Origin of the sequence: Steroidobacter denitrificans (genome assembly GCF_001579945.1) — a bacterium.
Lineage (GTDB): Bacteria > Pseudomonadota > Gammaproteobacteria > Steroidobacterales > Steroidobacteraceae > Steroidobacter > Steroidobacter denitrificans.
Genome location: NZ_CP011971.1, coordinates 547984 through 561689, shown reverse-complemented (window position 1 = coordinate 561689; position 13706 = coordinate 547984). Strand labels below are relative to the sequence as shown.

The following is a 13706-nucleotide window of genomic DNA, read 5'->3' as shown; positions in this document are numbered from 1 at the left end:
GTTCTGCCGCGTGATTTCGACAGTCATCGGTGAGGGCGGAGAAGCGGTCCTCTATGGCGCTTGATGGCTGATAAGCTGGCGCATTGCGCTCGAGATAGGCATTCCAGCCAGTCAGCGTATCCAGCAAAGAGTTCGAAGTTTCTCCTCTCGGGCGCGCCACTTTGCTTTTCCCATTCCGAAAATCGTTCAAGACCTTGAAAGGCAGGGTCACTTCGGGAGTTTTAAGTCCCTTATCTCGCATGTAGGCCAGCCGGGCCGGTGAAGGCAAGCTTTAGCACCGCTCTCTTGTCCTCCAGTCGTTCCGAATGCCAGAACTGACAGGGCTTGCGAGAAAGCCAACGATAACGACCTGGACGACGACATACCGTTCTGATGCACGCCTCGCGGCGCTCCCGGTCGTGCGGCCCATTGCTGTTTTTGATCTTGACCAAAATGTACCTTATACGGTACTATAAATAAAAAGGGGTATTCGCGCGTGGTCGAGATCAAGAAGCTTCCAGCGGCGTTCTATTGCACGGCGGCGGGTAACGAGCCAGTGCGGGAATGGCTCAAGGCGCTTGACGAACCTGACCGCCGCATCGTCGGCCAGGACATTGCCACCGCCGAATTCGGCTGGCCTGTCGGGATGCCCGTCTGCCGCTCGCTCGGTAAAGGATTGTATGAAATCCGCAGCGACATCAGCCGTGGGCGCATTACGCGCATGATCTTCTGTGTCGAGGACGGAAAGATGGTTCTGCTGCACGGGTTCATCAAGAAGACGCAGAAAACTCCGAAGGCGGATTTGGATTTGGCATTGAAACGAAAGAAAGAGGTAAGCACATGAGCAGGAAAAAGAAAGGGCGCATCGGCTCGTCCTTCGAAAGTTTCCTGAAGGACGAAGGCACCTACGAGGAAACCAGCGCGCTGGCGATCAAGCGTACCCTCGCATGGCAGCTTGAAAACGCCATGGCGAAGGAGAGCCTGACCAAGAATGAAATGGCTAAACGGATGCACACGAGCCGCAGCCAGCTTGACCGCATCCTCGACCCGAACAACGACAGGATTCAGCTCGATACAGTGTTCAAGGCTGCGCGGGCGCTTGGGCGTGAGGTGAGGCTGGAACTGGTGTAATGCGGCAGGCCACGCGAGCTGCTTGGCGGCCCTATCATGTCCCAGCCTAACGTCGTAGCTGCCTCCCTTGCAGTGATTAGCGGGCGTGCCCGCGCGGTGATTCGCGCCACAAGTGCGCGACCGCTCCGCAGAAGGGTGCGTCATATCCACCATAATTCACGTTATGGTGGAATTACCGCAATCAGACAACACCTAATGCAGAGAAGTGATGGAGCAGGTGGCAGAGAAATGTTCCCTCGTCTACGGAACTGGCGCGAATCCAGGCAAGCCGTTCAAGTGTTTATCCCATTCCATCAGGGTTGAGAAGAGACGTTCGATACGGAAAGAGTTTGAAGTTTCTCTCACCAGGCGCGCCAGTCTACTTTTTGTGAAACCCCAACAGAATGGGGACACATTCAGCTCTTTTCTCAAGGGTAATCAGCTTGGAGTGGAGAGCGATGACAAAGGCAAAACAAGCGCGGATGCTCGCTAATCTGAAGTTCTTGTGAAGAAAGAGTAAATTTATTCGCAGGCTCAGATACTTAACCTGAGCCTGGGGTGCTCGCGCCTGGCTACACGGTGATCTTCTGCAACAACTCCAGTGCGCGCTGTTGTTTCGAGTTCGCGGTGGTCACCGCGGCGAACGTGGATGTCGACTCGCCGGGCAGCGCGGCGCGGCAGGTATTTCGCACGATCGTGGACAACTCCGCCAGGAGCGTTGAGAAGCTGTGGGCGGGCGTTGCGTCGGGAAGCCGACCCGTCAGGGCTTTGCGTTTCGCGGCCTCAGAGCGCTTCGCCGGCGCCACCGGATCGCGCGTGGCTTTGGCGGCCTGGTCTTCGTCCGCAAACAGCAGCTCGCGCCAGGCTTCGCGCATGTGCCATTCGATGTAGTAGGCCAGTACGCACAGCAGGATATGTGCGCGTACTCGCTCGGCGAGCCGATGATGGATCGGCCGGATGCGCAGATCCACGCTCTTCAGCGTTCGGAACGCGCGCTCTACTTGAGCCAACGATTTGTATTGGCGCACGCATTCGGCCGCGTCCATGATCTGGGCCGGGACGCTGGTGCGGATGACATAGAGCCCATCGAGGCGGGCTTCGGTTTCGATACCGTCGGTCTTGCGCTCGAAGCCGAAGAGATCCTCGCGGATATCGAGTGCGAAGTGCTTGGCCATCTTGTATTGATTGACTATGCGGCCAACCCGCACACCGATGTTATCTTGGCCTCGCAAGCGCCCCTTGGCCACGGACGCGCGGATCTTCTCGAGCTGCTTTTCGGTGGCGCACAACAGCTCTTCGCGCTTGTGTGCGCGCAGTTGCGCGAGCGCCGGGTTACGGCAGGCAACCAGGCGTTCACCGGGATAATCGGGGTGCTCAAGCTCGAACAGATTGCGCTCGTCGAACAGATCCAACTGCACATGTCCCTGGTTCACCAGCGTGCGGATGGAGGTGCTCTTGAGCGCGGTGATCCAGCGTACGCCTTGTTCATTCGTCAACGTATGGATGGCTTTCTGGGAGATCATGCCGCGATCACCCACCATCACCAGCTGCTCGACCCCAAACTCCTGCTTCAGCCGCGCGATTTCCGGCATCAGCGTTTGCGGGTCTGAGGTGTTGCCCTCGTAGACCGATACAGCGACCGGACAGCCCCGGCGGTCGGTGAGCAAGCCGTAGTTGACCTGCAGCATCCCCCGCTTACCGTCGCGGCTGTAGCCGAGTTTCGCCAGCGGGCAGGTGGTTCCCTCGAAATAGCTCGACGACAGGTCGTAGAGCACTACGCTGTCGGGACCCAGATGCCGCTGGGCCAGCTTTTTCTGGATCGCGCCCTGGCGCTCGAGCAGCCAGTCCATGGCGGCGTAGAGTTCCGTCTCGCTCGCATCCGCCACGCCGAAGTCCTGCGCGAGGGTGGTGGTGTGCCACCAGCGGGTGGTGGCGAGCTTGGTGCGCGGGCAGAGCACCCGGGCGGCCAGCATGGCCAGCACCAGATCGCGTTCGCGTGAGGGCTTCGTGCCCAGCAGTGAACTCAGGCGCAGCTTGGTCATGGCCAGGCGCACCGCCTCGACGTGGCCGTGTGCCTGCGATCCCACGACGTTGAACAGCGTCTGGAGTGGGTACAGGGGCTCACCCTTGAGAATCGCGCGCAAGGCATGGATCTGCTCATCGGTGAGGCTGGACAAGTTCGCGATCGTGCGCTTCCTGACCGTGTTTCCCTCGCGGAACGTCTCGCGCAGCAGGTAGGCGGGGCGGGACTTACGGTTGGGTACAACATCGATATGCATGCGCGTATTCTACGCTAAATTGGCCCCGTTGCAACTATTTACATGGGTACATATTTTGCGCAGAAAGACCACACAAGACTCGCAAGCCACTGATCCGCAACGGCTAACTAATTACCCAACGGGGGAATTCAGAAAGAACTTCGGGCTAATCTCCCCACAACGTCGAAATCGGCGCGGCGAACAGCCGCTCGCCGAAGGGCACGAGCGTGTCGTGGTCGTAGAGGACCAAGCCGAGCGTGAATCTCTTGCCGCATGCGTCGGCAAGTTTTCGCAGCCCCGAAAAATCCCCGCTCGACACCGTCGCGCTGCTTTTGACTTCGATGCCGACGATGTGCCCGTCATGGTCTTCGATGACGACGTCGACCTCGTTGTCGTATCGGTCCCGAAAGTGGTGGAACTCGAAATGGCCGCCACTCCAAGTCGCAAGCTTGAGGAGTTCGGCGAGCACGAATGTTTCCAGCAAAGATCCGAAGACCGTGCGATCCGACTGCAGGCGCTCGGGGGAAAGATTCCGTAGGGCTGCGAGTAGTCCCGAGTCCAGGAAATGCAGCTTGGGTGTCTTGACGAGGCGCTTGATCTCATTGTCGTGCCATGGTGGCAGCGTGCGCAGCAAGTACAACTTCTCGAAAATACCCACGTACTTTTGTGTCGTCACGTGAGAGATGGCCAGGGGCGCGCCGAGGCCGGAGTAATTCACCAGCTGTCCCGAGTGCTGCGCGAGGATGCGCAGCAATCTCGGCATTTGCCTCAGATGATCCACTTTGGCGATATGACGCACGTCGCGCTCGATGATGGCTTTGAGGTAGTCCAGAAACCATTTCTGTCGGCGCGCCCAGGAGGGACGCTCCAGGACTTCCGGGTAACCTCCGGATAATACGGTTCGAACCAGCTCGGCGCCGATGACGAGATCGCCGACGGCGGGCGCTTTGCCCTGGAAAACACGATCGAGAAAACTGCCCGGCTTGCCGCGCAGCTCGCCCTGCGACAGAGGCAGCAGCTCGGATAGCGCCATGCGGCCGGCCAGCGAATCCGCCACTTGCGGCAGAGTCATGAGATTGGCCGAACCCGTCAGCACGAAGCGGCCGGGACGCTTATCGATATCCACGCTGCGCTTGATGGCCAGCAACAGGCGCGGGGCGCGTTGAACTTCATCGATAATGGCGCGGTCGAGTCCGCGCACGAACCCCACCGGATCTCGTTGAGCCGTATCGAGTGTGGTGTCGTCATCGAGCGTGAGGAAGGGCATGTCATCCCTGGCGAGCTTCTCGGCAAGCGTCGTTTTACCTGCTTGGCGAGGTCCCGTGATCAGCGCGACACGGGTATCCGACAGCGCCTGGCGTAACTGGCGCTCGATGAAGCGCGGGTACATGGAAACCATCTGCGAATTATCATGATGAGGGTCACGGCTGATTGTAAATAAGAAGCCGGCTAATTGAAAGCCAATGGCCGGCTAATTGAAAGCGCGGGAATGGCCGGGCGAAAGCGGCCGTGCGCCTGCAAACTCTATGAGCTCGTTCCGGCCAGACTCCGGAAGAGCGCGTTATCCCCCAAGTATTCAGCCCATTCCACCAGCTTCGCGAAGACACCTTTACCGCAGGCGATATCATTGAGGCTTGATCGCGATCTTGAGCACCCCGTCGCGCTGATTGGCAAACAGGTCATAGGCCTCGACGATGTCATCGAGCTTGCGTTGATGCGTGACCAGCACACCCAGATCCAAACGCTCGGCGGCGATCACGTTCATCAGCCGGCGCATGCGCTCCTTGCCGCCAGGGCACAGCGCAGTGCGGATGGTGTGATCGCCCAGGCCGGCGGCGAATTGCGCCAGCGGGATCGACAGGTCTTCCGAATATACGCCCAGACTCGACAGCGTACCGCCGGGTTTGAGCACCTTCATCGCCTGCGCGAACGTGGCCTGCGTACCCAGCGCCTCGATGGAGCTATCGGCGCCCTTGCCGCCGGTAAGCTTCATGACCTCGTCCACTACATCTACATTGCGGAAGTTCAATGTCACGTCGGCGCCCAGCTTTCCGGAGATACCCAGGCGGTGCTCGTTGCCGTCCACGGCGATCACGGTGGTGGCACCCAGCAGGCGTGCACCGGCGGTGGCGCACAAGCCGATGGGACCCTGAGCTAGGATGACCACGGTATCGCCGAGTCGAATATTGGCGTTTTCCGCACCCTTGAATCCGGTGGACATGATGTCCGGACACATCAGCACCTGCTCATCGCTCAGACCTTCGGGGATGGGCGCCAGATTGGCCTGTGCGTCGGGTACCAGCACGTATTCGGCCTGAGTGCCATCGATCATATTGCCGAAACGCCAGCCTGCGGTGGCCTTATAGCCATGGTTGCCGCAACGGCCGTGCGGGATCAGGTAACTGCCGTCCTGGCTGGGATGGCCATCCTGGGCTGCGTAGCTATTGAAATTTGGACAGATGGCGCCGGCAATCACGCGTTGACCTTCCTGGTAGCCCTGTACGGCGCTGCCGAGTTTTTCGACGATGCCCACAGGCTCATGGCCTACGGTCAGGCCTTTGGCGACCGGATATTCACCCTTGAGAATATGGATATCGGTACCGCAGATCGTGGTGGTAGTGATGCGGATCAGCGCGTCGTTGGGACCCACTTGCGGAATCGGCTTGTCGGCCAGCTCGATGCGGCCCTTCTCGACAAAGATGGCGGCTTTCATCATGGCAGTCATGTCGACCCCCAATATCGATAATTCAATGAATGCTACTCTGGAATTCCTGTGGTTGACTCTCAACTCGTCGTCATAAAACGAGCCTTATTCAATCACCGGCCCGATGCACCTTTCTGGCAGCAGAATATTCAGCTAAGGTGATAATGCTCGAGATTCCGGCCAACCAAAGACGCTGGGTATGGCCGGGACGCTCATACCGTAATTCCTTGCATCACTTCAATTGATCTGCTGTTGCAGCAATCCGCTGCTCCATCTCGACCTCGGCCTGCAGCGAATTCAGATCGCGAAAAATCGATGCGACAGCCAAAGTGCGGTTGCCGCGATTGAAATGCAGCAGGCAGTCCCTGGCGCCGATGTCGCCCTCGACTATGATCCGGTCCCATTGTTCGGCATGCCCGACATAATTGATCGGTACGTCGTAATGCTGGGTCCAAAAGAACGGCACGGCGGTATATTTTTCGCGCCGCCCCAGCATGTTGACGGCAGCCGTCTGTCCCTGTCGCTGGGCGACGACCCAGTGTTCGACGCGAATGATCTCGCCCGTATGCGGATCAGGCCATCGTGCAATATCGCCGGCGGCGAATATGCCCGGCAAGCTGGTTTCGAGATATTCGTTCACCAGCACGCCGCGCTCGACGCGAATACCTGCCGCTTCGGCGAGTTCGGTACGCGGCTTCACACCGATTCCGACGACCACCAGATCGGCCTCGAGTGTACCGCCGCCACTGAGCAGCACGCGCCGGCCGTCGATGGCGGTCACTGTCTCCTCGAGATGGAAGATGACTCCATGCTGCTCATGCAGCGCGCGTACAAAGTCGCCGATCTGCGCCCCGAGGACACGCTCCATCGGCCGCTTGTCCGGTGCCACCACGTGGACTTCGATATCGCGCGCCCGTAATGCAGCCGCAACCTCCAGGCCGATGAAGCTGGCACCCACGATCACTGCACGACGTGCATCGATGGCGCGTTCGATGATGGCGCGACAATCGGCCAGTGAGCGCAACGAGCGGACATGCGGCTGATCCGCACCGGGAATCATCAATCGTACCGGCTCGGCTCCGGTCGCAAGCAGGAGCCGGTCGTACGACTGCCTACCACCATCGGCGAGACCGATCTCGCGGGCCAGCGGATCGATATGCACCACCTCCGTCTGTAGGCGCAGATCGATGCCGTTCTGCGCATAGTAACTTTCCGGGCGCAGCGGCACCCAATCTTCCGGCGCGGCTCCCGCAAGATAGTCCTTCGAGAGGTTCGGCCGATCGACCGGTGCGGCATCGTCATTGCTCAACATGACCACGTCGCCCTGATAGCCTTCGCGGCGCAGCCGTTCGGCCGCAGCGAATCCAGCTGCACCGCCACCGACGATGACGATGCGCGCAGGCGTCTCAGCGGATGATTCGAATGGCTGTATTTCCGACTGTGCCCGCTGCCCGCGTACGAAGAGTCTGCCGTCGCGCTGTTCCACCGACCAGCACGCAAGAGGGCTAAGTGCCGGTGCACGCAGCGCCTCGCCCGTGCGCAAATCAAAGCATGCGTGATGCCAGGGACAACGCACCGTATCGCCGACGACCAGCCCCTCGGCGAGTGGCCCGTGATAATGCGTACATAGCGCGTCGACCGCGAATACGTCGCTGCCGCGGCGCACCAGCAACACGGCATGATCGCCGACATGACCGGCTAGCTTGCCGCCGTCGGGCAAGTCTGCCAGTACCACGCCCGCGGCAAGATCAGGCCCGGCGTGATGCGAATTCCCTGCAGACATGATTCATCTCCCGAAATACCGTGCATGGACAATCGCCATGCCATCAGAGGTTCAAAGATAACAATTCATGCCCTGGAACCGGGTAGGTACAAACACAGGGACTGCACCAATCGACCAGGTGCCTCACCTCCTACGGGTCGGTTCCATACGAACGCCTTCCACGTGATCTTATGAGCCTGTCGATCGATCCCGTGCCAGCGCGATGAAGGCCTGCACATAGCGAATCTCGAGATCAGCTTCGCGCATGCCCAGGAAGATCTGCTTGGCAATGCCGTTTCGGCCCAGCCGAACAGCCGTGATGGCCATCCTGCCGGCATACTCCTCGACCAGCCACCGCGGCAGTGCCGTCACACCGCGTCCGCCCTCGACCATTTGCAACATGATATCGGTCGTCTCGATGATCTTGTGGCGCCGAGGCGAGATGCCGGCCGGCAGCAGAAACTGGTTGTAAATATCCAACCGTTCGATGGCGACCGGATAAGTGATCAGCACTTCGCGACTCAGATCGACCGGCCGCACATAAGCAGCCCCCGCCAGTGGATGTCCACGCCCGACCACGAGCACCTGCTCATAGTCGAACACCGGCTCGAAGCGCAGCCCGCGCCGATACAGCGGATCGGGGGTGACCAGCAGCTCGATCTCGTAGCCGAACAGTGCGCCGATACCGCCGAATCGGAATTTCTGCTTCACGTCGACATCGACATCGGGCCATGCCTGTAAATAGGGCGAGACGACTTTCAGCAACCATTGATAACAAGGATGGCACTCCATGCCGATGCGCAGGACGCCGCGTCCACCCGTTGCAAACTGGCGTACTCGTTCCTCAGCCTGTGCCAGTTGCGGCAGCACGCGATGAGCCACCGCCAGCAAATATTCACCCGCCTGGGTCAGCCGCAACCGGCGTCCCTCGCGCAACCAGATGGCGGTGCCGAGCTGCTGCTCCAGCTTGCGCACCGTATGGCTGAGCGCCGACTGGGTCGTATGCAGCGCCTTGGCCGCAGCGGTCAGGGATCCCTCCGTGTCCACTGCGCGAATGATGCTTAAATGGTTTTTTTCCAGCACGGCTACACATGAATAAAATTAATCGATTTGTGAATAAAGACCATTTTACCTCATGGATCAAGCATCCTACGATCCCCGTGACTCTCCCGACAAGAGCATCGACAGACATGGCGACCACCCACAACCTTGGCTTTCCTCGCATCGGCGCACAGCGCGAACTGAAGTTCGCCCTGGAGGCGTACTGGCAGGGGCAGATCTCCCGGAACGAGATCGAGGCGGTCGCGGCACAACTGCGCAAGCGTCACTGGGATAATCAGTCCGCGCTGGATTGGGTGCCGGTGGGCGACTTTGCCTTCTATGATCAGATGCTGGACATGAGCTTCACCCTGGGTAATCTGCCGGAACGCGTGCGCGGCTTCCATGGCAATACGCTCGACAACTACTTTCGCGTGGCACGCGGCCGTTCGGCCGAAGCTGCAGCCGACCATGCGCGATGCTGTGGCGGCGTCGCTGCCGGCGAGATGACCAAGTGGTTCGACACCAACTATCATTACATCGTGCCGGAGTTCGACGCGCAGAGCGAATTCAGGCTGGATGCCTCTCGCCTGCTGGTACAACTCGCCGAGGCCAGGTCGCAAGGCATCAACGCCAAACCGGTGATCATCGGCCCCATCACCTATCTTGCGCTCGGCAAGGCCAAGGATGATTCCGACAAGCTCGCACTGTTGCCGCGCCTGTTGCCCGTCTATCAGGAACTGCTCACCGCATTGGCCGCTCAGAGCGTGGCATGGGTGCAGATCGACGAGCCGATCCTGGTCACCGAATTGGAGGATCGCTGGAGGCAGGCATACATCAGCGCCTATGCGGCGCTGAATACCGGCAAGGTCAAACTCCTGCTGGCCACTTACTTCGGCCCGTTGCTGGAGAACCTGTCGCTGGTGGGTGCTCTGCCGGTACAGGGCATACACCTGGATGCCATCCGTGCACGGCAGGAAGTCGATCCGCTGGTCGCCCGATTGCCGGCCGACCGGATCGTGTCGCTGGGTGTCATCGACGGACGCAATATCTGGAAAACCGACATCAACGCCCTCCTCGACTGGCTGGAGCCGCTGGCGATGAAACTCGGGGATCGTTTATGGATTGCACCCTCATGCTCGCTACTGCATGTACCAGTCGATCTCACCAGCGAGCAAAAACTCGATCCGGAAATAAAATCCTGGCTAGCCTTTGCTTTGCAAAAACTCGATGAGTTGCACACCGTGGCGGCTGCCCTCGACAAAGGCCGCGAGGCAGTGACAGCTGAGTTGGATGCCAACCGTACCGCCATCGAAATGCGGCACAGATCGCCGCGCGTCAACGACCCGACCATCAAGGCAGCGGTCGCCGCCATCGACGCCGAATTCGGCCGGCGAAAAAACACCTACACGCAGCGAGCGCTCAAGCAGGCCGTACGGCTCAAGCTGCCGAAATTCCCCACAACCACCATCGGCTCCTTCCCCCAAACCCCCGAGGTCCGCCAGGCGCGCAGTCGGTTCAAAGCCGGCCGGATCGACCAGGCCGCCTACCACAAGGCGATGCGCGCCGAGATCGAGCGCAGCGTGCGCGAACAAGAATCGCTGGGTCTGGACGTATTCGTTCACGGCGAAGCCGAGCGCAACGATATGGTCGAATATTTCGGCGAGCAGCTCGATGGCTACGCCTTCACCCGGTTCGGCTGGGTCCAATCCTACGGATCCCGCTGCGTGAAGCCGCCGATCCTGTTCGGCGATATCAGCCGTCCGAAGGCCATGACGGTCGAGTGGATCAAGTATGCGGCCTCGCTCACCGACAAGCCCATGAAGGGCATGCTCACCGGTCCAGTGACCCTCCTCAACTGGTCCTTCGTCCGCGACGATCAGCCGCGTTCGGTCTCTTGCAAACAGTTGGCGCTGGCGATCCGCGCCGAGGTGCTGGACCTGGAGAAGGCCGGCATACGCATCATTCAGATCGACGAAGCCGCCCTGCGTGAAGGGCTGCCGCTACGCAAATCGCAATGGAAAAGCTATTTAAGCTGGGCAGTGGAAGCGTTTCGCATCGCCGCCAACGGCGTCGCGGACGAGACCCAGATCCATACCCATATGTGCTATTCGGAATTCAACGACATCATTGCCTCGATTGCCGACATGGATGCCGATGTCATCACCATCGAAACCTCGCGCTCCGCCATGGAATTGCTCGATGCATTCGACGACTTCCGGTATCCAAACGAAATCGGCCCCGGCGTGTACGACATCCATTCACCGAACATCCCAAGGCGGGAACACATCGTGCAACTGATGCGCAAAGCTGCGGAACGCGTTCCTGCCGAGCGACTGTGGGTCAATCCCGACTGCGGCCTGAAGACCCGGCAATGGAGTGAAGTCATTCCGGCACTCGCCAACATGGTCGCGGCAGCCCGGGAGTTGCGCGCTGAGGTAAACTGATCTGCACGAATCATCCTGGAGTTGCCATACGTCATGAAAATCCTTGATCGCCGGTAAGACTCGAACGCTTTATAGTTCTGCTCCGCGGCAACTTGATCCTAATCGAGGATGATCCGTCCGGTTCCGGACATCGTGATGCGGCACCAGCACTTGCTCAACTGAAGATACTGCGCGACGACCAGCCCTCAAAGCACCTCGTTCAGCCTGCGCGTCAGCACCCAGGCCTGCACCTCCAGTGCGTCCGCCAGCAGAAACACCTCGTCCATGTAGGGTGGGCGATTGCCTGATTCGATGTGATTGATCTGTCGGGCGCTGAGGCCCGTCCTTTTAGCCAGATCTGCCTGCGTAAGCCGGCGCTGTCGGCGCATTTCGCGAATGACGAGGCCCATGGCCTCGGTCGCCCGTTTTTCGTTCATATCCGCTCCAGGATTCAAGGAACCGACATTCCATGCGGCTACTGGACATGTCCGATGCCATGTCCGTCGCTGGGGGAGCAACTATGCCACGAACAATCCCTGACAATGGTGCGGTAAGAATGAATCGAGTCTGGAGCGAATCGCCGCGATGGTGTTTTTCGCAATATTCACTCCATCGCCTGCTGTCTCGCTCGCTTTTTCTGTCAACGCCGCCGCTGGCCCCGCCAATAGCGGATCAACACAAAACCCGTCGCCATACCGCCGAGATGCGCGAAGTGCGCTACCCCCGACGCCGTCTGGGTCATGCCCAGATACAACTCCAACAGTCCGTACAGGGTCACAAACAACCATGCCGGCATCGGTATCGGCGGAAACAGCAACATGATTCTGCGGTTCGGATAGGCCATGCCGAAGGCCAGCAACAGCCCGAACACCCCGCCGGACGCGCCGATCGTCGGCAGCGGCGGCATGCCGGCCATGCTGACAACGATCAGGTGCATGAGAGCAGCACCGATCACGCACACGATGTAATAGATCAAGTACCGCTGCGCGCCGAACAGCCGCTCGATATCCGGTCCGAACATGAACAGCGCGAACATGTTGAAAAACAGGTGCGCCAGACCGCCGTGCAGAAACCCGTAGGTCACCAGTTGCCAGATCCGGAAGCTGGGATAGCCAAGACTGGCTGCCTCCGGCGGCCAGAGCGCAAACCAGACATCCAAAAAATTTCCCAGCAGATGCTGCAGGGCGAAAATCACCACGTTGGCGATGATCAGCGCCTTGTTGATAGGTGTTATTCGATCGTACATCCCGCAAGTATGGGCATCTCGACAGCCGATTCAAACCTGTCATTGCGCAGCATCGGATCCCATCCCGATGGAAGACTTCAAGACTTCAAGGCTTGCGCCGCCCGCGAACGCATGTCCACGAATCGATACGGCCTTCACCAGCACCCAGACGCGCAATCCTCCGCGCAGGCCCAAGGCGGCCGTCGCCTCGCGAGTCACCCGCGCCATGATATGCGCGCCACCGACGTCGACTTGCACCAGATCCGTATCGGCGTCGTCGCCGCTCACACGGCTAACCCTGCCGGTCAACATATTGCGAACGCTCAGACCCTCCGGGCGCGACGTCGCCAGGATGATGTCACGCGCCAGCAATTGCACCCGAACCATGGCTCCCCTGCGCGCCGCCCGCATCGGGACGCTCAACACGTTCTCGCCGATGCACACGGTGGCGAGCCTGCCATCGCCGTCGTTTTCGATCCTGCCCAGCAATACGGCGCCGACCGATTCCGGACCGACGATCGCCCGCAACCGCGGGTGCAGGCTGATGTCGTCCAACCCGCCTTGCACCACCACCCGGCCTTGCTCCATCAGTACCACATGCGTCGCCAGGCGCAGAACTTCCTCGAACTGATGGCTGACATAGATCATGGGCACGGACAATTCGTCGCGCAGCATCTCCAGATAAGGCAGAACTTCGTCGCGGCGCGCCGCATCCAGCGCGGCCAGCGGCTCATCCAGCAACAGTAGCCGAGGCTGGGCCAGCAGCGCACGCCCCAGCGCGACACGCTGGCGTTCACCGCCGGAGAGTTGATGCACCCGGCGGCGCAATAGTGCCTCCAGCCCGAGCAGCTGCACCGCCTGATCGAAGCCGATGCGCGCCGGTACACGCGACGCACGGCGCTGCGCATAGCGCAGATTGCCGCGCACATCCAGATGGGGAAACAGCCGCGCATCCTGAAATACATAGCCGATACGGCGCCGGTGTGCGGGCACTCGCTGCCCGAGCAGGGAATCCTCGAGCACGACACCATCGATCGCGATACGCGCCTGGTCCGCCGCGACCAGACCGGCGACGATGTTCACCAGCGTGGTCTTGCCGCAGCCGGACCGGCCGAACAAGGCCACCACGCCGGGCCTCGGCACCTCGATCGCGACCTCCAGTTCGAAGCCGATGCGCCGCTTGCTCACCGCGATACTGAACATC

General features: G+C 60.1%; 11 protein-coding genes. 3 read left to right on the top strand and 8 right to left on the bottom strand.

What is annotated here, in order from left to right; genetic code table 11:
• The first annotated feature begins 484 nt into the window (after positions 1–484).
• Both ACG33_RS02385 and ACG33_RS02380 read left to right on the top strand, forming a co-directional pair.
• Positions 485–823: a type II toxin-antitoxin system RelE/ParE family toxin gene (locus ACG33_RS02385; protein WP_066922712.1), complete on the top strand. Its 339-nt coding sequence runs from the start codon at positions 485–487 to the stop codon at positions 821–823.
• Positions 820–1110, top strand: a complete 291-nt coding sequence (locus tag ACG33_RS02380; protein WP_066918386.1) for an XRE family transcriptional regulator — start codon at positions 820–822, stop codon at positions 1108–1110. The genes ACG33_RS02385 and ACG33_RS02380 overlap by 4 nt, the downstream gene beginning before the upstream one ends.
• A gap of 551 nt (positions 1111–1661) precedes the next feature.
• Here the strand turns inward: ACG33_RS02380 and ACG33_RS02370 are convergent.
• From ACG33_RS02370 to ACG33_RS02350, 5 genes are all read right to left on the bottom strand, one after another.
• A complete protein-coding gene (locus ACG33_RS02370) occupies positions 1662–3368 on the bottom strand; it encodes an IS1634 family transposase (protein ID WP_066918020.1) in 1707 nt (568 codons plus the stop codon).
• Positions 3369–3513: 145 nt separating this feature from the next.
• Positions 3514–4737: an ATP-binding protein gene (locus ACG33_RS02365; protein ID WP_157071837.1), complete on the bottom strand. Its 1224-nt coding sequence runs from the start codon at positions 4735–4737 to the stop codon at positions 3514–3516.
• Positions 4738–4971: 234 nt separating this feature from the next.
• Positions 4972–6072, bottom strand: coding sequence for an NAD(P)-dependent alcohol dehydrogenase (locus ACG33_RS02360; RefSeq protein ID WP_066918380.1), 1101 nt, complete (start codon positions 6070–6072; stop codon positions 4972–4974).
• Between the two features lie 211 nt (positions 6073–6283).
• Entirely contained in the window at positions 6284–7834 is a 1551-nt protein-coding gene (locus ACG33_RS02355; protein ID WP_066918378.1) for an apoptosis inducing factor family protein, read from the bottom strand.
• A gap of 168 nt (positions 7835–8002) precedes the next feature.
• Entirely contained in the window at positions 8003–8896 is an 894-nt protein-coding gene (locus ACG33_RS02350) for a LysR family transcriptional regulator (protein ID WP_066918376.1), read from the bottom strand.
• Positions 8897–9003: 107 nt separating this feature from the next.
• Between ACG33_RS02350 and metE the strand changes: the two genes are divergently transcribed.
• Positions 9004–11298 carry a 5-methyltetrahydropteroyltriglutamate--homocysteine S-methyltransferase gene (gene metE / locus ACG33_RS02345; protein ID WP_066918374.1) on the top strand — a complete coding sequence of 765 codons (2295 nt, stop codon included), beginning with the start codon at positions 9004–9006 and terminating at the stop codon, positions 11296–11298.
• A gap of 185 nt (positions 11299–11483) precedes the next feature.
• Here metE and ACG33_RS02340 read toward each other — a convergent pair whose 3' ends face one another.
• The 3 genes from ACG33_RS02340 to modC all read right to left on the bottom strand — a co-directional run bounded on the left by ACG33_RS02340 (position 11484) and on the right by modC (position 13705).
• Positions 11484–11714 (bottom strand): helix-turn-helix domain-containing protein, encoded by a 231-nt coding sequence (locus tag ACG33_RS02340; RefSeq protein ID WP_066918372.1) that lies wholly within the window; start codon positions 11712–11714, stop codon positions 11484–11486.
• A gap of 203 nt (positions 11715–11917) precedes the next feature.
• Positions 11918–12523 (bottom strand): rhomboid family intramembrane serine protease, encoded by a 606-nt coding sequence (locus tag ACG33_RS02335; RefSeq protein WP_066918370.1) that lies wholly within the window; start codon positions 12521–12523, stop codon positions 11918–11920.
• A 39-nt stretch (positions 12524–12562) separates the two neighbouring features.
• Positions 12563–13705 carry a molybdenum ABC transporter ATP-binding protein gene (gene modC / locus ACG33_RS02330; RefSeq protein ID WP_083536371.1) on the bottom strand — a complete coding sequence of 381 codons (1143 nt, stop codon included), beginning with the start codon at positions 13703–13705 and terminating at the stop codon, positions 12563–12565.
• Position 13706: the final 1 nt, after the last annotated feature.

Coding starts and splice junctions, on each gene's coding strand:
- ACG33_RS02380 (WP_066918386.1), top strand. CDS start 820: ATGAGCAGGAAAAAGAAAGGGCGCATCGGCTCGTCCTTCGAAAGTTTC.
- ACG33_RS02370 (WP_066918020.1), bottom strand. CDS start 3,368: ATGCATATCGATGTTGTACCCAACCGTAAGTCCCGCCCCGCCTACCTG.
- ACG33_RS02365 (WP_157071837.1), bottom strand. CDS start 4,737: ATGTACCCGCGCTTCATCGAGCGCCAGTTACGCCAGGCGCTGTCGGAT.
- ACG33_RS02360 (WP_066918380.1), bottom strand. CDS start 6,072: ATGACTGCCATGATGAAAGCCGCCATCTTTGTCGAGAAGGGCCGCATC.
- ACG33_RS02355 (WP_066918378.1), bottom strand. CDS start 7,834: ATGTCTGCAGGGAATTCGCATCACGCCGGGCCTGATCTTGCCGCGGGC.
- metE (WP_066918374.1), top strand. CDS start 9,004: ATGGCGACCACCCACAACCTTGGCTTTCCTCGCATCGGCGCACAGCGC.
- ACG33_RS02340 (WP_066918372.1), bottom strand. CDS start 11,714: ATGAACGAAAAACGGGCGACCGAGGCCATGGGCCTCGTCATTCGCGAA.
- ACG33_RS02335 (WP_066918370.1), bottom strand. CDS start 12,523: ATGTACGATCGAATAACACCTATCAACAAGGCGCTGATCATCGCCAAC.
- modC (WP_083536371.1), bottom strand. CDS start 13,705: ATGTTCAGTATCGCGGTGAGCAAGCGGCGCATCGGCTTCGAACTGGAG.